This is a genomic window from Geitlerinema sp. CS-897, assembly GCF_028368005.1.
Taxonomy (GTDB): domain Bacteria; phylum Cyanobacteriota; class Cyanobacteriia; order Cyanobacteriales; family Geitlerinemataceae; genus Baaleninema; species Baaleninema simplex.
Genome location: NZ_JAQNCQ010000165.1, coordinates 1 through 19,397, shown reverse-complemented (window position 1 = coordinate 19,397; position 19,397 = coordinate 1). Strand labels below are relative to the sequence as shown.

17 protein-coding genes are annotated in these 19,397 nt (G+C 54.3%); 8 read left to right on the top strand and 9 right to left on the bottom strand.

Translation table 11 applies throughout. From position 1 onward, the window contains the following. Positions 1-54 precede the first annotated feature (54 nt). Entirely contained in the window at positions 55-1,779 is a 1,725-nt protein-coding gene (locus POG22_RS10345) for a diflavin flavoprotein (protein WP_498905126.1), read from the top strand. Between the two features lie 283 nt (positions 1,780-2,062). On the opposite strand, the gene POG22_RS10340 is transcribed toward POG22_RS10345, so the two are convergent. The 7 genes from POG22_RS10340 to POG22_RS10310 all read right to left on the bottom strand — a co-directional run bounded on the left by POG22_RS10340 (position 2,063) and on the right by POG22_RS10310 (position 11,407). Then, entirely contained in the window at positions 2,063-2,761 is a 699-nt protein-coding gene (locus tag POG22_RS10340) for an ATP-binding cassette domain-containing protein (RefSeq protein WP_063716320.1), read from the bottom strand. 125 nt (positions 2,762-2,886) lie between these two features. Then, positions 2,887-4,035, bottom strand: a complete 1,149-nt coding sequence (gene devC / locus POG22_RS10335) for an ABC transporter permease DevC (RefSeq protein ID WP_498905124.1) — start codon at positions 4,033-4,035, stop codon at positions 2,887-2,889. Between the two features lie 206 nt (positions 4,036-4,241). Further along, positions 4,242-5,546: an ABC exporter membrane fusion protein gene (locus POG22_RS10330; RefSeq protein ID WP_063716324.1), complete on the bottom strand. Its 1,305-nt coding sequence runs from the start codon at positions 5,544-5,546 to the stop codon at positions 4,242-4,244. A gap of 145 nt (positions 5,547-5,691) precedes the next feature. Then, complete coding sequence (locus tag POG22_RS10325) at positions 5,692-6,324, bottom strand: TetR/AcrR family transcriptional regulator (RefSeq protein ID WP_082901450.1); 633 nt, start codon at positions 6,322-6,324, stop codon at positions 5,692-5,694. Between the two features lie 115 nt (positions 6,325-6,439). After that, positions 6,440-7,609 carry a type II secretion system F family protein gene (locus POG22_RS10320; RefSeq protein WP_063716328.1) on the bottom strand — a complete coding sequence of 390 codons (1,170 nt, stop codon included), beginning with the start codon at positions 7,607-7,609 and terminating at the stop codon, positions 6,440-6,442. Positions 7,610-7,668: 59 nt separating this feature from the next. After that, on the bottom strand, positions 7,669-8,802 hold the full coding sequence (locus POG22_RS10315; RefSeq protein ID WP_144053868.1) for a type IV pilus twitching motility protein PilT: 1,134 nt from the start codon (positions 8,800-8,802) through the stop codon (positions 7,669-7,671). A gap of 589 nt (positions 8,803-9,391) precedes the next feature. Next, the gene (locus POG22_RS10310; protein WP_063716330.1) at positions 9,392-11,407 is read right to left on the bottom strand and encodes a GspE/PulE family protein; all 2,016 of its coding nucleotides are present in this window, start codon (positions 11,405-11,407) and stop codon (positions 9,392-9,394) included. Positions 11,408-11,591: 184 nt separating this feature from the next. Here POG22_RS10310 and POG22_RS10305 point away from each other — a divergent pair, with 184 nt between their 5' ends. The 6 genes from POG22_RS10305 (at position 11,592) to rsgA (ending at position 17,598) form a co-directional block, all read left to right on the top strand. Further along, a complete protein-coding gene (locus POG22_RS10305) occupies positions 11,592-11,768 on the top strand; it encodes a hypothetical protein (RefSeq protein ID WP_017661958.1) in 177 nt (58 codons plus the stop codon). A 108-nt stretch (positions 11,769-11,876) separates the two neighbouring features. Then, positions 11,877-12,635 carry a nucleotide exchange factor GrpE gene (gene grpE, locus POG22_RS10300; RefSeq protein WP_063716332.1) on the top strand — a complete coding sequence of 253 codons (759 nt, stop codon included), beginning with the start codon at positions 11,877-11,879 and terminating at the stop codon, positions 12,633-12,635. A gap of 173 nt (positions 12,636-12,808) precedes the next feature. Continuing rightward, positions 12,809-15,040: a molecular chaperone DnaK gene (gene dnaK / locus POG22_RS10295; protein WP_063716334.1), complete on the top strand. Its 2,232-nt coding sequence runs from the start codon at positions 12,809-12,811 to the stop codon at positions 15,038-15,040. Between the two features lie 100 nt (positions 15,041-15,140). Beyond that, positions 15,141-16,271, top strand: coding sequence for a molecular chaperone DnaJ (gene dnaJ / locus POG22_RS10290; protein WP_017661961.1), 1,131 nt, complete (start codon positions 15,141-15,143; stop codon positions 16,269-16,271). A gap of 32 nt (positions 16,272-16,303) precedes the next feature. Continuing rightward, entirely contained in the window at positions 16,304-16,519 is a 216-nt protein-coding gene (locus POG22_RS10285) for a sulfurtransferase TusA family protein (RefSeq protein ID WP_051044159.1), read from the top strand. Then, positions 16,516-17,598 carry a small ribosomal subunit biogenesis GTPase RsgA gene (gene rsgA / locus POG22_RS10280; RefSeq protein ID WP_498905119.1) on the top strand — a complete coding sequence of 361 codons (1,083 nt, stop codon included), beginning with the start codon at positions 16,516-16,518 and terminating at the stop codon, positions 17,596-17,598. The genes POG22_RS10285 and rsgA overlap by 4 nt, the downstream gene beginning before the upstream one ends. Positions 17,599-17,704: 106 nt before the next feature. Here rsgA and pirA read toward each other — a convergent pair whose 3' ends face one another. After that, on the bottom strand, positions 17,705-17,860 hold the full coding sequence (pirA, locus tag POG22_RS10275; protein ID WP_017661964.1) for an arginine synthesis PII-interacting regulator PirA: 156 nt from the start codon (positions 17,858-17,860) through the stop codon (positions 17,705-17,707). Between the two features lie 152 nt (positions 17,861-18,012). Here pirA and POG22_RS10270 point away from each other — a divergent pair, with 152 nt between their 5' ends. Next, positions 18,013-18,525 carry a hypothetical protein gene (locus POG22_RS10270; RefSeq protein WP_498905117.1) on the top strand — a complete coding sequence of 171 codons (513 nt, stop codon included), beginning with the start codon at positions 18,013-18,015 and terminating at the stop codon, positions 18,523-18,525. A gap of 75 nt (positions 18,526-18,600) precedes the next feature. On the opposite strand, the gene POG22_RS10265 is transcribed toward POG22_RS10270, so the two are convergent. Then, on the bottom strand, positions 18,601-19,397 hold a 797-nt coding region (locus POG22_RS10265), incomplete at its 5' end, for a transporter substrate-binding domain-containing protein (protein WP_498905116.1).

Here is a 19,397-nt window from a genome sequence, read left to right as displayed (position 1 = left end):
CTCCCCTTCTCCCCCTCTCCCCGGCTCTGTTTGTCCCCGTTCTGTGAAAGAGAAATGACTACCACTGCGATCGAAAAACCGAGAGACGTTCAAGTTTTACCCATTGCAGAAAATACGACGATCGTGCGATCGCGCAGTTGGGGACGGTTGCGGTTTGAAATCGAATACGCCCTACAACGGGGAACCACCGCCAACAGTTACATCATCCGCAGCAACAAAACCGCCCTCTTCGACCCTCCTGGCGAGTCGTTTACGGAAATTTTCCTCGAGGCTCTCCAGCAGCGTATCGACGTAACGACGATCGATTTCGTGGTGGTGGGTCACGTGAACCCCAACCGCGTCGTCACTCTCAAAGCCTTACTAGACATCGCCCCGCAAATTACCTTCGTCTGTTCCAACCCTGGTGCGATCGCCCTGCGATCGTTCATGGAAGACCGTAAGGTGAAAATCAAAGTCATGCGCGGCGAAGAAACCTTGAACTTGGGGAACGGACACCGTTTGCTGTTTACCCCAACGCCGACGCCGAGATGGCCCGACGGACTCGCCACCTACGACACCAAAACCCAAATCCTCTACACCGACAAATTCTTCGGGGCGCACGTTTGCGGCGACCAAGTGTTTGACGAAGGCTGGTCGGTGTACGCCAACGATCGCCGCTACTACTTCGACTGTCTGATGGCGCCCCACGCCCGTCAAGTGGAAACCGCCCTCGACAAACTCGCGTCCCTTCCCCCGGTACGGTTTTACGCCCCCGGTCACGGCCCCATCGTCCGCGACGGGATGAAAGAACTCACCGATTCCTATCGTCAGTGGAGTCAGGAACAGAAAGGAAAAGATGTGACTGTGGCGTTGCTGTTTGCATCTGCTTACGGAAACACGGCGACCATCGGTCAGGCGATCGCCCGAGGACTGACGAAAGCTGGCGTTCAGGTGGAGTCAATTAACTGCGAAGTCGCCGCCCCGGAAGACATTCAAGCGGTGGTTGAGAAATGTTCCGGCTTCATCATCGGTTCTCCCACTTTAGGCGGTCACGCCCCGACGCAGATTCAAACCGCGTTGGGTATCGTGTTGTCCAGCGTTCCAAAAACCGCGTTAGCTGGGGTGTTCGGGTCGTTCGGCTGGAGTGGGGAAGCGATCGACCTCCTCGAAAGCAAACTTCGCAACGCCGGATATCAGTTCGGCTTCAACCCGATTCGCGTCAAGTTCAAACCCACGGACGTGACGCTGAAAACCTGCGAGGAAATCGGAACGGACTTCGCCCAAACCCTCAAGAAAGCCAAGAAAGTCCGCACCCCCCGCCAACCCGCCAGCAACGTCGAACAAGCCACCGGACGCATTGTCGGCTCGCTGTGCGTTCTTACCACAAAACAGGGTGATTTGTCAAGTGCTATGTTAGCCTCATGGGTCTCTCAGGCGACGTTTTCCCCGCCGGGGTTGACGGTTGCGGTGGCGAAAGAACGAGCGATCGAGTCGTTACTCCACCACGAGCGTCCGTTCGTGTTAAACGTTTTGGGAGAAGGCAAACATCTCGGATTGATGAAGCATTTTCTCAAGCCATTCAAGCCGGGAGAAGACCGATTTGAAGGGGTAAACGTAGAGGAATCGGAGAACGGTTCGCCAGTTTTAAAAGATGCGATCGCCTATTTGGATTGTACGGTGAAGAACCGCATGGAATGCGGCGACCACTGGCTTGTTTACGCGACAGTTAACAGTGGAAATGTTTTCGATGCGGATACGAAAACCGCCGTTCACCATCGTAAATCGGGAACCAATTATTAGGGAGTTTTTCAGGGTGGGCAGCATTGCCCACCTTTTCCCTTTTTTTATGATTAATTCTCTGTGTTCTCTGTGCCTCTGTGGTGAAACCAAATTGAGAGGTTAGAAAGTATAAACTTACAATTCCAAGCCGCGATCGCAATATTTTTGGGTGCATCTCAAAAATGTAAATTTATCGGATACGCGCTCTCAGTACTCGCTCGATCGGCTGTTGGGTTCCACTCCGCTCCACCCAACCTTGTGTATTAGGAAATGCACCCCGATTAACCTCGATCGCGATCGATCGTTAATTGTGGTTTCTCTCGTCTCGTGTCAACCGTCCGTCTTCGAGATATAACACGCGATCGGCAATATCAACGATGCGGGCGTCGTGGGTGACGATGAGAATGGAACTTCCGAACTCTCGGGCGAGTTGCTGCATTAATTCCACGACATCCCGCCCCGATTTGCTATCTAGAGAAGCGGTGGGTTCGTCGGCGAGAACCAATTGCGGACGGCTGACTAGCGCCCGCGCGATCGCGACTCGTTGTTTTTGTCCGCCAGACAAGCTATCGGGGTAATCGTTGAGGCGATCGCCCAATCCAACGGCACTTAAAATCGATTTGGCGCGGTTTTCGGCTTCGTTTTTTGTGAGTTCTCGGTGCAGTTGTAGCGACATCCAAACGTTTTGCTTGGCGGTGAGAAAACTCAGTAAATTATGTGCCTGGAAAATGTAGCCAATACCTCGGCGCACTCGCACGCGTTCGTCGTAAGATGCACCGAGTAGTTCTTTTTTGAAGACTTTCAGGCTGCCATTTTGAAGCGATCGCAATGCGCCAATTAGGGTCAGTAAAGTCGTTTTTCCAGAACCCGATGGACCCTCAATCATGGCAATTTCACCGGATTTTAAGTCCAGCTCGATATCGGACAAGACGTTTCGTTTCAGTTTTCCTTGTCCGAAGGCGTAGTTGAGTTGGCGGATTGAAACGATGCTGTCTGGTTTCATGTTTTTGGCGGTGGGATTGAAGGGAGGGACGCCCAACAAGTTTTTTTAAGAGGGTTTCACCACAGAGACACAGAGGACACAGAGGGGTTTAAAGTTCACGGTTTAGAGTTTTGGATGGATTTGATTTAATTGAAAACGTCTGCGGGGTCGGCATCTCTGAGTTTGCGAATGGCGATCGCACCGGAAATACTACACATCACAATTGTAATTAACAGCAAATTTAACGCGCGAGAAACTGTCATGTAAATTGGTAAAAATGTTGAGGTTCTTGTGAGTTCGTACAGCCACCAAGAGACACCCAGTCCGGGTAAATATCCTAAAACGGCTAAAATAATGGCTTCTTGAATTAAAACTTTTAGTAAATAAGAGTCTCGATATCCCATTGCTTTTAACGTTGCATATTCGGGGAGATGGTCGGATACGTCGGAATATAAAATTTGATAAACAATCACTAATCCAACGAGAAATCCTACGAATACACCCAAGCTGAAAATAAACCCGATTCCGGTACTGTTTGCCCAATAATCTCGTTCCATATTGGCAAATTCTTCTCGGGTTAAAACTTTTGTGTCTGATGTAATAAACTGTTGAATTTCCTGTTTGGCAGTTTCGATATCGACACCTGACTCGAGATGAATGACGCCCACTTCAATTTGTTCGGGATCTCGATTTTTGAAGATTCTCAAAAAGGTTAGATCGCTACAAATAAAATTACCTTCTGCGGAAAAAGATGCGCCCAACGTGAAAAATCCCACCACACGCATACGAGTTTCGTTGACTTCAACTTCTAAAGCGGGATTTTGTTGAAATAAAGATTCGATCGCACCGTATTCGGGACGAGACGCGCGATCGAACAACACGCGATCGATCTCTGTGAGGCGATCGAGATTCTCTCGCACTTCCGGAAGGTTCAACGTCGGCTGTACCGGATCGATTCCAAACGCTAAAATTACCCGACTCGTCCCGTTTTCTGGGTTTTTCCAATCCGCCGAACCGATATACATCGAACTCACATCTTCTACACCCTCGATCGCTCGCAGTCGATACAACTGACGCCGCGAAAAGCCTTTCATGGAAAAAATGGTTTGATAGGTGGAATTGACGAGAACCAACTCGCCGTTGATGCTGTTGTGAGGTCCGAGGGCGCTGGCGTACAACGCACTTTGAAACCCCACCTGGACGAACATCAGCACGTCTGCAAACGCAATTCCCGCGATCGCTGTCATCAATCGCGTTTTTTCTCGAGTCAGTTGTAACCAAGCAATGGGAAGCATGGGAGTCGGGAATGGGGAACAGGGAATCGGGAATGGGGAACAGGGAACAGGGAACAGGGGAACTTCTTCAGGGAAGAGGGAAGAGTGAAGAGGGAAGAGTGAAGAGGGAAGAGTGAGCATAGCGAACAGGTAAAAGTTTAGCCTCATCACCTCACTGGTGACTGTTGACTGCTTACTGTAAAAGGCTGGCGACTGTCTTCATCTCTTCACCGCGACGGTTGAATGGAAACCCGAACTTGGAGATGAGTTAAATCGCGGACGCGATCGCTGGCGTCGGGAGTGAGGCGAATTCGCACTTCGACCACGCGGCGATCGACATCGGAACCGGGTTGAGTGCTGAAAATCTCTTGACGGCTCACTTGCGTTCCCAGGCGCACCACTTCCCCCTCGAGTTCTCCTTCAAAAACGGGACTGGTTATCGTCGCCTTCTGTCCCAGTTCTACCCGTCCGATGTCGGTTTGGTACACTTCGGCGATCGCTTCCATGCTTTGGGTGTGTCCGACTTCCAAAATTCCCGCATCTCCGACGACTTCTCCAGTTCGCGCGTGGATTTCCAACACTCGACCCGCCACGGGCGATCGCACGAACGACTGTTCTAAGTCCGCTTCGGCTTGGAGAACTTCGGCTTCGGCGAGGCGAACTTCGGTTTCGGCAGTTCGCACGTCTACGGGGCGCACTTCCGCGATCGCGTTCAAGGTGGCGCGATTTTCTTCAATTTGTCGTTGGAGTGTTGTTGTGGTGCGCTCGAGTTCTGCTCGAGCTTGACGAATTTCCGCATTGCGCGTCGTGGCGATGCGATCGCGAGTCGCAACGGCTTCGCTGAAGCGTTCTCCCGCCGTGTCAGCGTTCAAACACAGGCGATCGCGCTCGGATGCAGACACCGCCCCATCGCGATACAGGCTGTCGTACCGCCGACATTCGGTTTTGGCGTACCGCACCTCGGCATTGACGCGCTCGAGGGTGGCGCTTTGTTCGGCTAGTTCTCCCTGACGACTGGCTTCGAGTTCGGCTAAATGCGCCCGCTGGCTGGCAATTTGACCTTCGAGTTCGGCTCTGACACGCTCGAACCGTGCCGCTTGCGCCTCGATGTCTCCAGTTTTTGCCCCGGCTTCAACTTGTGCCAGTCGCGATCGCGCCGCCTCCACTCGCGCCTGTGCCAGTTCGAGATCGGCGGTTCGTCGATCGAGATTGTCTAACACCGCCACGACTTCACCGGCATTGACGAAATCCCCTTCTTCGACGCTCAGGCGATCGATTCTCACGCCTTCGACAGAAACGGGGGCGGACAAGCGCAACACTTCGCCTTGAGGAACCAGTCGTCCGAGGGCAGTAACGGGACGCGGTTGTGGTGCGATCGCCGGACTGGAAACGTTTTCGGTCGATGGGGAGTGCAGTAATTTCAGGAACGGTTCGACGGACTGACCCGCTGCAAAGCCAACGACGATCGCGATGGCAACTGTGGCGATCGCGCGTCGGTTTAGGGGAACTTGGGGGACAAATCGCGCAGTCATCGGTGAATCTCGGGCTTACGAGGTGACGTTTTTTGTGAACGAGACGCGTTGGGTCGAGGAGAAGACACAGAAAAAGGGTCAGAGAGACTGAAACTCTCGTGCGATCGCAGTAGAAATCCGTCTTTACTCATATTTTTCAGCTTCTTCACGATTTTTTGTCGTTTTTGATGGTGTTTGGATGGGAGTCGAGATAGGACACGAACATCTCTCGAAACAGCTCGTACTGTTCGCTGTAAGACAGCGTGTGACCTTCAAACATCCGTTCGAGGAGTAAGCCGTTGAAAAAGCACATGATGAAACTGAGTAATCGGCGATCGCGAATTCCCGTCAACTCGGCACATTCCGCCTGCCAGCGGGCGGCGATCGTCGCGATCGCGTCGTCGTTGGCTACCCCTTCGTTCTTTTGCTGTCTGTAAAAATCCACGATGACGAACAGGATCTTCAAATAGAAATCCTCGTTCTGCTCGACGACATCAAACGCTCGGGCGATGCGATCGTCTATCGACGTATCGCTCCCGAGACTGTTTCGGTAAATCGCCAGATCTTCTTCGCACAGGAGTTCCACCAGTTGCTCGAACAGAGATTTTTTATTGGGGAAGTAGTGATACAGAGTTCCCGTCGTCACCCCGGCAGTGGTCGCAATTTCCCGCATCGTCACGGCTTCGTAGCCTTTGCGAGCGAACAACTCGAAGCTCTCGAGCAAGATTTCTTTGCGATACTCTTCGCGATCGACGATTTTCGGCATAGTTCGGGACAGGTGGCGAACTTTGGGTGACATCTCGAAGACTGTATTTATTATATCTAACGTTCGTTATAAAAAACAAGACCAAAAAAACGAGGTGTTCGACAACACCTCGTTCTCGCAGCTCGAAGCCTAGACTTGCAGCCAGGAATCAACCGATCGCATCCATCACCGAGAACATCGGCAAGTACATCGACAGCAGGATCGATCCCACCATCCCACCGATGACCACGATCATGAGCGGTTCGAGCATCGAGGTCAGTCCTTTAATCGCCTGTTCGACCTCGTCCTCGTAAAACGCCCCCACTTTCATCAGCATTTTATCGAGTTCCCCAGTTTCCTCGCCGATGGACATCATCTGAACCGCCAAAGCGGGCATCACGCCCCGCTCTCGGAACGCCTCGCTAATACTGCCCCCTTCCTGAATCTGGTCTTTGGCATAGTCGATCGCGTCGGCAATGACTTCGTTGCCTGCCGTATCCCGCACGATTTCCATCGCGTTGAGAATGGGAACCCCCGAACGAGTCAAGGTTCCAAAAACGTTACAGAAACTCGCCACAGCCGACTTTTCAATTAAGTCTCCAAAAATCGGAGCCTTCAGAAGCAATCCGTCAATTTGGAAACGGCCGGCAGGGGTTTGGTAATAAGCACGGATTGCGAACGCGATTCCGATGATAATTCCCACAAAAATGAGAACCGCGTAATTGCGTTCCTCAACCCAGCTTTCAGCATCTGGCACGTCCACCGGCAGCGTCGGTCCGCGCAAAAAGAAACTGATGGTCATCATCATCTGAGTAAACGCCGGAAGTTCGGCATCGAGCTGGTCGAAAATCCCCGTAAACGTCGGCAGCAGAAAAATCGTCATGCCCAAAAAGATGACGACCGCAATACCTCCGACCGTTTGCGGATAAGACATCGCCGATTTCAGCTCGTTTTGGAGCTTCGCTGATTTTTCCAGCAGAATCGCCAGACGGTTGAGAACTTCGTCGAGAACCCCGCCGACTTCCCCTGCCGCGACCATACTGACATAGAGTTTGTCAAAACAGCCGGGGTGTCGGCTCATCGCTTCTGCAAGGCTGCCCCCCTGTTCGACTTCATCTCGAATTTGAACCAGCGCTTTTCTGAGTTTAGGGTTGCTACACTGCTCGTTCAAAACGCTCAAACATCGCAACATCCCGACGCCCGCGTTAAACATAGCCGCGAACTGACGAGAAAAGATGGCTTTATCCTTAACCGTAACGCTCGTAATGGCAGCGGAGATCTTCTCTCCAAATTCGTTGATGTCAAATCCCTTCGATTCGACCCGTGCAGCGTTCGTCATAACTCAGTTCCCTAACAATCACAATACAGAGGCGGCCGTTCCCCGACCGCCACACAGACCTAACGCTTGGCTTTGGCTCGCTTCGTCCCTTGCGCGGCAGCGGGAGCGCCCCCAGCTTTGACGCGCGGATCGACGAGGCGATCGAACTCGTCGACTTTCGAGGTTTTCGAGAGGGCTTCTTCATAGGTGACTTTGCCCTCGTTCACCAACCGAGCCAAACACATCTCCATCGTCTGCATTCCGACCTTCGATCCCATCTGAATCGACGAATAGATCTGACTGGTTTTCCCTTCCCGAATCAAGTTGCCGATCGCAGGGGTGTTGACCATAATTTCCTGAGCCGCACAGCGTCCACCGCCGACTTTCCGCAGCAAGTTTTGCGAACAAACCCCCACCAGCGACCCCGACATTTGCGCGCGAATTTGCGGCTGTTGGATGGGGGGGAACACGTCGAGCATCCGGTCGATGGTTGCCGAAGCCGAGTTCGTGTGCAACGTCCCGAAAACCAAGTGACCCGTTTCTGCCGCCGAAATCGCCAGCGAAATCGTTTCGAGGTCGCGCATTTCCCCCACCAGAATAATGTCTGGATCTTCCCGCAACGCCGCCTTGAGAGCGTTGGCAAAACTCTTCGTATCTTCGCCCTTTTGCCGTTGGTGGAACAAACTTTTAATATTGGGAAAAACGTACTCGATCGGGTCTTCGACGGTAAGAATGTGTTCCGATCGCGTGCGGTTGATCAAATCCAGAATTGCCGCCATGGTCGTAGTTTTTCCCGACCCCGTCTGTCCCGTAACCAAGACCATTCCGCGAGGCCGCATGGCCATTTCGCGCATAATTTCGGGAACGCCCAATTTCTCGAAATTGGGGATAGACGACGCCAACGCCCGCAGACAGGCGGCGAAACAGCCCCGTTCGCGATACACGTTGACTCGGAATCGGGCTAACCCTTTCACCCCATAGGCACAGTCGAGTTCCCAGTTCTGCTCGAGATCTTTTCGCTGGTTGTTGTTGAGCATACTAAAAATGAGGCGTTGGCACTCGTCTGGCGCAAGAGATTCACCAAACTGCGGCTGGGGGGTCAGTTTCCCGCTAATACGGAAAAAGATCGGCGCTCCCGCTTGAATGTGCATATCGGAGCCACCCTGTTCGATCAACGACTCCATTACGTCCTCGATCATGTAGTCTAGCGCCATGGGACTGAATTCCTCCTAGTTCGAGTGTGAGGCTGTTGTCAAAAGCTCAATGGCAGGACGCTCCAACAGCCCAATTCGTGTTTTTATTTTACCGTTGGGCAAAAATGAATTCGCCTGAGAATAGCGGCAAGTTGGGTTTCCCGCGAATACGGAAAAAGAGCGGCGCTCCCGCTTAAACGGGTATTTCGGAGACACCCGCTGCGATCGACGACTCCATTACGTCCTCGATCGGGTCGTCTAGCGCCATGGGACTGAATTCCTCCTAGTTCGAGTGTGAGGCTGTTGTCAAAAGCTCAGTGGCAGGACGCTCCAACAGCCCAATTCGTGTTTTTATTTTACCGTTGGGCAAAAATGAATTTGCCTGAGAATAGCGACAAGTTGGGTTTTCCGCGAATACGGAAAAAGAGCGGCGCTCCCGCTTAAACGGGCATTTCGGAGACACCCGGTGCGATCGACGACTCTATTACGTCCTCGATCGGGTCGTCTAGCGCCATGGAACTGGATTTTTTCAATTTCAACTGGGAACTGTCGTGCGATGCGGGGTGGAACGCTCCAACTCGCCGAGCTTGGGTTGGTCCGTCGATCTCCCTCAGTCTTGGAAACGCGGCGTCATGCAGTACGGGCAATCCATCCATTCGGAATTCAATCCCGCGCCGCAGGTGTTGCACGTGAGCGAACTCTTGCGTTTGGCTTTGAGTTCGGCTTCCAAACCCGAATCGGTAAAGGTGACGCGATCGACTTCCTCAAAGGTGGTGTAACCTTGTTGCACCAGGCTGAGGCTGTAAGCGAGAAGGGTTTTCATCCCCTGTTCGACGGCTTTCTCCTTAATGCGTTCGGTGGGAGCGCCTTCGTTAATCAAGACCGCCAGTTCTTCAGTCGTTTGTAGGAACTCGTAAACCCCAACGCGACCTTTGTAGCCGACACCGTTACATTTCGGACAGAGTTCGCCGCTGTTGAGGAGATCTTTGCGATCGCTCGCCTGAATCGTATTGGCTTTATAGAACGTCGCATCCACTTGACCCGACGACGACATTCCATAGCGGGCTAGTTCTTCCCGCGTCGGAGTGTAGGGAATGCGGCATTCACCACAGACGCGGCGCATCAAACGCTGAGCGAGAACTCCCAGTAACGCCCCCGATACCATAAACGGTTCGACGCCCATCTCGTCAAGACGCGCGATCGCCCCGGCTGCGTCGTTCGTATGCAGCGTCGTCAAGACCAAGTGTCCCGTCAGTGCCGCCTCGATCGCCGTTTTCGCCGTTTCTTTGTCTCGAGTCTCACCCACCAGAATAATATCCGGGTCTTGTCGCAAGAACGCCCGTAGGATGTTGGCGAACGTCAAGTCTTTTTCCCGAATCACCTGACACTGACTGATCCCTTCGAGAGCGTACTCGATGGGGTCTTCCGCCGTACTGATATTGACCCCCGGATCGTTGCGTTCGGCCAAAATCGAATACAACGTGGTGGATTTACCCGACCCCGTCGGCCCCGTCACCAGAATCAAACCGAAGGGACGACTGGCGACGTCTCGCACCTTCTGCAAGGTTTCGGGATCGGTAATGAGCTTGTCGAGACCCAATTGCGTCGACGAGTTGTCGAGAATCCGCAACACGATTTTTTCGCCGTAGCGCGTCGGGAGAGAGTTGACCCGGAAGTCTACTGGACGACCTTGGAAAATCCGACGAATCCGTCCGTCTTGAGCTTGGCGGCGTTCGGCGATGTCCAAATCGGCGATAATTTTGAAGCGAGACGTGACTGCCGGAACGATCGCTTTAGGGAGACGGGGGAACGGCTCGTGCAGTACGCCGTCTTTCCTCATGCGGATGCGGAGATACTCTTCTTGAGGTTCGACGTGAATGTCAGAAACAGCATCGGTTAGCGCTTTTCGCAGAATTTTGTTGACGAGGCTGATGACGCTTTTGTCTTCAGTGTCCGGTTCGGTGTCGAGTTCTTGGTGTTCTTCGGGGGCTTCTTCGAGTTCGTCCTCACCTCCCGCCAGTTGATTGATATCGGTGAGGGTAATGGCGTTTTTCTCTTCCTGTTCCCGTCGCTGGTTTTCGGCTTCTTTTTTGACTTGTTCGTCGAGATAGCGCGAGATCAGTTGCTGGTAATCGTCGAAGGTAATCGCTCGCCGTTGTAGCTCTAACTCCTGCGATCGCAAAATGCGGCGGAGTTCGTCTTGAGCTTCGAGGTTGTCCGGATCGACCATCGCCACCACTAAGGCTTGTTCCTGAGTGGTTAAGGGAACGAAACGATAGCGGCGACAGCTATCGACCGACACCAGTTCGAGCAAACGTTTGATTTGACCCGGTGAAATTTCTGCGGTTTCGGGATCGAAGGATTCGACTCCGTAGAGAATTTTAAGCTCGAAGAGTTGCTGGCGTTTGTATTGAAGAATAAATTCAGGCGGCAAAGGTTTTCCCGTAATCCCTTCGATCGCCTCGATTAAGGGTAGACCTTTAGTTCGGCAGACTTCTTGCGCCTGACTCATTTGATCGGGGCTGACGTGACCCGCTTGAATGAGTTTGTTTCCGAAAGGAGAAAAGTTTGTCTGGACGACTAACGCACGCCGAGCTTTGGATGCGCCAGAGGAAAGATTAGTCATGGTGGATGTCTAGCGTCGAATTGCGAGGGGAAGAGTAGTCGTGTTAGTTCGATTCGGCTCGGGGCGAACACCACTACTTGACAAGTCTAACTTACTCGACCTAGCAGGTGTGGGGACGGCTTTCGGGAAGCCTTTAGCCTCTGACCGCTTCGCGCTTGACTCTCCTGTACCCCTCCAGCACCCCATGTTAAGATTCTTCAAAGAGGTGGCGAGCCTTTTATATCGATGTCGCCGGCCTCCGACCCGCTCGAGTGTCGTTCGAGACTCGCTGTTTTGGGGAAAACCACTCAGTCTCGAACAGTTGCAGTGGGGCGATCGCGTCGCCGACAAAGTAGCGGCGGCGTTAGAGGTTCCGTCGTAAGATACGTCAAACGACAGTTCGACGGGCGACCGTCGAAGTCGTGCGCCTCGCCGCGAACGCCTTCGACTCAAACCGTAAGCGTTGGAATATTGCAAAGGGAAGTCAGACATGGACGAAGAAAAGCAGTTCGAGAACGAGCGCCAAGCCACCGCCCAAGAGAGTTCCGAAACGGCAGTTGAAGCCCAAAACACGGAAGCGGCCGCCGAAGCGAGCGAATCCGAACGCGCGTCCGCTGAAGGAGAACTAGAAACGCCGACAGAAGAGGCGATCGATCCGACGGCGATCGAAGCTGAAGCAGCCGCTCGCGAAGCCATCGAACGGGAAGCCGCCGAAGACGTGGCGACGACGCTCGAGACGCTGAAAGTTACGGCTGAAGCAGCTTCAGCGCAACTTGAAGAAATGAAATCTCAGTACGTGCGGCTGCAAGCCGATTTCGACAATTTCCGCAAGCGCACGGAAAAAGAGCGAGAAGCCCTCGAAGAACGAGCTAAATGCGAGGTTCTCCAAGAACTGTTACCGGTGGTCGATAACTTCGAGCGGGCGCGCACGCAAATCAAACCCCAAACAGACGGGGAAACCAACATCCATAAAAGCTATCAAAGTGTGTACAAGCTCATGGTCGATTGCTTGAAACGGTTGGGTGTCGCACCGATGCGCCCGGAAGGGGAAGAGTTCGACCCCAACCTGCACGAAGCCGTTATGCGCGAAGCCACCGACGAATACCCAGAAGGAACCGTGATGGGGGAACTGATGCGAGGCTACACCCTCGGCGATCGCGTCTTGCGCCATGCCATGGTGAAAGTGGCAGCTCCCCCGGAACCCGTGGTAAGCTCAGAAGAGGCGGAATCCGACGGGTCGGACGCCTAAAAGCTTTTTCGTCGAGACGATCGGATAGAAGGCTAGAAGGCGAAAGCGGGCGTCGCGGCAGTCGATCGCAAAAAGGGTTAGAGGGTTCGTAGCTCTGGCTCGAAAATTCCCCTCACCCCCACGATCGCCCGCCGACTTGGAAACTCTTCACGTTCACACCCGCACCAAGGGATATGGGAAAAGTTATCGGTATCGACCTCGGGACGACGAACAGCTGTGTTGCCGTATTAGAAGGCGGCAAACCCGTCGTCATTCCCAACTCCGAAGGCGGACGCACCACGCCGAGCATGGTGGGGTTTACCAAATCGGGCGATCGCCTCGTCGGCCAACTGGCCAAGCGCCAGGCCGTGACGAACGCCGAAAATACCGTCTACAGCATCAAGCGGTTTATCGGCCGTCGTTGGGAAGAAACAGAAGAAGAGCGATCGCGGGTACCCTATACCTGCATCGTCGGACGGGACAATACGGTCGACGTTAAAATTCGCGATCGCCCCCACACCCCCCAAGAAATTTCGGCGACGATCCTGCAAAAGCTCAAACAGGACGCCGAAACCTACCTCGGCGAACCCGTCTATCAAGCGGTCATCACCGTTCCGGCCTACTTCACCGACGGACAGCGGCAAGCGACCAAAGACGCCGGAACCATTGCCGGTTTGGAAGTGCTGCGGATTATCAACGAGCCGACCGCCGCCGCCTTAGCCTACGGTCTCGACAAAAAAGACGGCGATCGTACGGTTCTCGTATTCGACCTCGGCGGCGGAACCTTCGACGTCTCGATCCTACAACTCGGAGACGGCGTGTTCGAGGTCAAAGCCACCGCCGGAAACAACCACCTCGGCGGCGATGACTTCGACAGCGCGGTCGTCCGCTGGCTCGTCGAACAGTTCCGAGAACAGAGCAATATCGACCTCTCGGGCGACAAAATGGCCATGCAGCGGGTACGCGAAGCGGCCGAAAAAGCCAAAATCGAACTGTCGTCCGTCACCAAAACCGCTGTAAATCTACCTTTTATTACCGCCGACGAAACCGGACCCAAACATCTCGAAGTCGAACTGACCCGCACCCAGTTTGAAGAACTGGTGCAGCCGCTGGTAGAAAACACCATCGAGCCGGTCAGCCGCGCCATCGAAGACGCCAACATCGCCCCCGAAGAGATCGATCGCATCGTCCTCGTGGGGGGATCGACGCGGATGCCTGCCGTGCAAGCGGCAATTCGCGAGTACTTCGGCGGACGAGACCCCGATCGCTCGGTGAATCCCGACGAAGCTGTGGCTATGGGCGCAGCCATTCAAGCCGGAGTCCTCGGGGGCGAAGTCCAAGACGTCCTGCTGCTCGACGTGACCCCACTGTCTCTCGGAATCGAGACCCTCGGAGAAGTGTTCACCAAGATTATCGAGCGCAACACCACCATTCCCACCAGCAAATCTCAGATGTTTTCCACCGCCACCGACGGTCAAACCTCCGTCGAAGTCCACGCCCTGCAAGGGGAACGGGCGATGGCAAGAGATAACAAGAGCTTGGGCAAATTTATCTTGATGGGGATTCCTCCGGCCCCACGCGGCATTCCCCAAATCGAAGTCAGCTTTGAAATCGATGCCAACGGCATCCTCAACGTTTCAGCTCGAGACAAAGGTACCGGCCGCGCTCAAAGTATCAAAATCACCAGTACCGGCGGTTTGAGCCAAGAAGAAATCGAGCAGATGCGCCAAGAGGCCGAAGTGAATGCCGAGCGGGACGAAGAACTGCGGGCGTTAGCCGAACTGCGAAACCAAGCCGACGCTCTGTTTTACAACTACGAAGATACCCTCAAACACAACGCCGATCTCGTCAGCGATCGCCTGAAACTCGAGGTGACCGAAACCGCCCATCGCTTGCGGGAAGCCCTCGAAGAACAACAACCCGATCTCGAAGAAATTCGATCGCGGCTGGCGGACTTCCAAAAAACCCTGTTCGCCATCGGCTCGGCGGTATACCAAGGGGAAGCCCCCTCAGACGAGGGAAGCGACGAACTCGAAACGGCATTACCGTCTTCCGACGGGTTCGACGCCCTCGAATCGGGAGACTTCGATCGAAGCCTGTCCCCAGACTCAGAACCGTCACCCGATCGACTCGACGACGAACTCAGTTTAGACTTAGATAAAGAACTGCAAGATCTCGAAGCCTTGCTGTCTGAGGACAAATCGTCCCGAGCCGTGAAAGCGTCTCCACCTCCCCAGACGCCCGACGATCCCTTAACACCTCCCAAAAAACACCCGCCTCGGAAGCCCAAAACCCCGCCACCGAACACTCGGGGTCAAGAAAGCAAACCCCCGTCACAGGAGACTAAAGGCAGTAATCCCTTCGAGATTTCGACCCCAGACTCGCCGCCCTCAACGGATGCCGACCCAGACAATCCGTTCTTCTAAAGGCTAGCTCGATTTCCGCCCCAGCGCCCCGAGTGGCGATCGGGCGGTTTCTCCACCCCTCGTTGTCGTGTCCAAAACCCCCAAACAGTAAATAGCGCGTATGGCTGTCGATTATTACGAACTGCTCGGCGTTTCTCGCAGCGCCGATAAAGACGAAATCAAGCGAGCCTTCCGGCGACTCGCTCGGAAATACCACCCCGACGTCAACAAAGAAGACGGGGCTGAAGAACGGTTTAAAGAAATCAACCGCGCTTACGAAGTGCTATCAGATCCGGAACTGCGAAATCGTTACGATCGCTTTGGCGAAGCAGGCGTCAGCTCCGGCGCAGCCGGTCCGGGTTTTTCTGACTTTTCCGACTTTTCCGGTGGATTTGCCGATATTTTCGAGACGTTTTTCAGTGGATTCGGCGGTGCCACCCAAACCCGTCGCCGTAGCGGACCGACTCGCGGCGACGACCTGCGCCTGGACTTAAAACTCGACTTCCGCGAAGCAGTATTCGGAGGCGAAAAAGAAATTCGCATCGGCCATCTCGAAACCTGCGAAACCTGCAATGGAACCGGCGCCAAACCGGGAACGCGACCGAGTAGCTGCGGCACTTGCGGCGGGTCGGGACAGGTGCGTCGCGCCACCCGCACCCCCTTCGGGAGCTTTACCCAAGTGTCGGTTTGTCCGACCTGTAACGGTAGCGGTCAGGTCATCGAAGAAAAATGCGGCACTTGCGCGGGGAAAGGACAAAAACAGGTCACTAAAAAGCTGAAAATTACCATTCCCGCTGGAGTCGATAACGGGACGCGCTTGCGGGTACAGTCGGAAGGAGACGCAGGAAAACGCAACGGACCGCCGGGGGATTTGTACGTTTACCTGTTCGTCAACGAAGATCCCGAATTCAAACGGGACGGTATTAACATCCTGTCGGACATTAACATTAGCTACTTACAAGCCATTCTCGGCTGTAAAATTCCCGTTCGGACTCTAGACGGGAAAGAAGACATCGAAGTGACGATTCCCCCCGGAACGCAACCGGGACATCAGATCGTCCTCGAAGAACAAGGTGTACCTCGGTTGGGAAATCCCGTCAGTCGCGGCGATCGCATTTTGACGGTGAACGTCCAGATTCCTACCAAAGTCAGCACCGAAGAGCGAGAACTGTTGGAAAAACTCGCGAAACTTCGTGGCGATCGCTTTGGAAAAGGCGGTGTCGAAGGGTTTTTAGGAGGACTGTTCAAGTGAGCCAGCCTGCAACCTCGACCCCCGACGCCCAAATGGATTTGCGGGGAACGCCCTGTCCGATTAACTTCGTGCGGACGAAACTGCGCCTGCAACAGATGGAACCGGGTCAACTGCTCGAAGTGTGGCTCGATCCCGGCGAACCGATCGAACAGGTTCCCGAAAGTCTGACGGTGGCCGGATATACCGTCGAAGATATCGACGATCGCTCGGAGTTTTTCGTGTTGTACGTCCGTCGTCCCCGAGCATGAGCGAGCCGCGTGTGAGTTCCCCGACCTGTTCCGAAACGCTCCCGGTGGGAACGGTGTTAGCAACCCAGGCTAACTTCTATCAGGTTCAACTCGACCCAGATGCGGGCTGGCCGAAATCGTCGCTGTTGTGTACCCGCCGCACGCGCTTGAAGAAAATCGGCCAACAGGTGATGGTGGGCGATCGCGTCGCGGTAGAAGAACCCGATTGGGAAGGGGAGCGGGGAGCGATCTCCGAGGTTTTACCCCGACGTACCGAACTCGATCGCCCCCCGGTGGCCAACGCCGATTGCGTGTTGCTGGTGTTCGCCATCGAAGAACCCACCCTCGATCCCGTACAACTCAGTCGGTTTCTCGTCAAAGCCGAATCGACTCAACTGGGGGTGCAGTTATGTCTCAACAAAAGCGATTTGGTGGCGGAGGACGAACGCCGACAGTGGCGCGATCGCCTGAGAGCGTGGGGTTACGATCCCCTGTTCCTCAGCGTTTTAACGGGATTGGGTCTCGACGAACTCCAGCAACACCTGCGCGATCGCATCACCATTTTGGCAGGACCGTCGGGGGTCGGGAAATCTAGCACCATCAACCGACTGATTCCCTCGGCGAACTTGCGGGTCGCTCGCGTGTCGGGAAAATTGGGACGCGGACGCCATACTACCCGTCACGTGGAACTGTTCGAGTTACCCAGCGGGGGATTGCTGGCAGATACCCCCGGATTCAACCAACCGGAATTCGACTGTACGCCGGCCGAACTAGGCGGGTGTTTTCCCGAAATCCGACAGCGGTTGGAGTTTCAAACCTGTCAGTTTAGCGACTGTCTCCATCGGGAAGAACCCAACTGTGTCGTTCGGGGCGACTGGGAACGCTACGAGCATTATTTGAGCTTTCTCGAGGAGGCGATCGCCCGTCAAGACGCCTTGCAGCAACTCGGCGATCGCGAATCGACGCTGAAAATGAAAACGACCCGCGACGGACGCCGCTATTACGAACCCAAACTGGCCTCGAAAAAGTATCGTCGGATATCCCGACGCCGCCAACACCAGAACTTACAAGATCTCTGCGAGGAGTTCGACGAACTTTAAAAGGCAAATCCCCGGCTTCAAAGAGAAACTCGGGGTTTATCGGATAAAAGAGGAAACGATCGCGATCGCTCCCTCTCAAGTGGAAACGAGTCGATCGCGCGATCGCTCAACGAAGATAGTTGGCTTCAGCCTCGAGTTGACGGAGTAGCTTTTCGTCGCCATTGGCGCGAGCGACTTCCATACGACGTTGTAAGGTTTGCATCATCGCGGTGCGGTGGGTTTCAGCCGCTTCTCGGACGGCTTTTCGAGTGATTTTGTTCATGGCAAACAGAAAATTTTAAGACTATAGTTTATAGGTTCACTGTTTAATATATCATTTTCAAGATTTGACGGTATCGGACGTTACCGAATTGTTACGATCGCGAAATCGAACCAGGATGTTAAAATTCCTGAAGTTTGCCGAGAAAATCGCTTATGCGACGCCCCCCGAGACGGACTCGAACTCCCCATATCATCCTCACCGCAATCCTTTTGGCGATGAGTGCCGGAGGAGCCGTTGCCTTCAGTCGCTACCGAGCCAACCAGCATAAAATCGCCCAATGTACCCAACTCGTCGATCGCGTCAATCAAGGGTACGCCAAAGCGATCGCCTTTCAAGGGCAAGACGCCGCCGCCCTCAACAACCTCGCCGAAGACTTAGCCAACATCGCCGGACAGTTACGAGCGATCGACGTAACGGACGAAACCCTCAGCCAGCAACGACAGCGTTTCGCCCAAGCCTACCGAGAACTCAGCGACGCCTACCGTCAGATGGGAACGGCGTTAGACGCTGCCGAAACTGCCCCCAGAACCGAATCCGGGCGATATCGCGTCCGCCAAGCCCAAGCCGACGTCAAAGCCGCCGGAGCCAAAGCCCACCAAGCCGCCCGATACGTAGACGAACTGGCCGTAGAAATCAATCAATATTGCGGAGTTGCCTCGAATTGAGGAGAGGGGGCGATGAGGTGATGAGGTGATGAGGTACTGTCCTTACTGTTCCCCGTTCCCCGTTCCCTGTAAAAGTCAACCGCGCAATTCCTCGCGGCAATAGTCGATGGTGGGGAGGATGTAATCGGTCACGTCGCGAAACCAGGTGCGTAACAAATTGTTTGCGCGATCGCCCTCAATCAGAGCGTTGACAAACGCCGCCCACTCCGGATCGTTTTCCGGTAACACCATACCGTAGAATTCACAGGTGATGGGGTCTTCGGGAAAGAACGAATATTCAGACAGCGACAGTTGCAACTTCACCATTTCTCCCAACAGTAACACCTCGTCGTCTGCGAAACCGTCGAGACTGCCCTGTAACGCCGTCACCCCCTGTTCCGTGGCGACACTGCCCCGAAATCGGATGACATCGGCTTGTGGGTAGCGATCGCGCAGCATTTCTTCTGCGACGGTATCGGCCACCACACCGATCGTCAGTCCCTCCCCAGCCTCGCTTTCTCTAAGGCGATCGCGGGCGTTCTGAGACGCCAGTAACCGCAACCCCGTTAAGAAAAAGGGGCGAGAAAAGGTGACGCCATCGATCTCGTCGCGAATCGTGTTGGGACCGCATTCGATGTGGACGCGTCCGCTACGGACGAGATCGAAGCGAGTGGAAGGACTGCTCGGAACCAGTTTGACAACGGGGAGAATTGAGGAGTCGAGGCGATCGTGCAGTTCGTTCTGTAAGAGTTCGGCAAACGCGAGACAATAGCCTCGAAGGTTGCGATTGATGTCGCGGTAGCCAAAAGGAATTGCGTCGTCTCGAACGCCGATTCGCAGTTCTCCGGTTTGTTCGATGTCGCGGAGAACGGATGGAGAGGATAGGGAGAGGG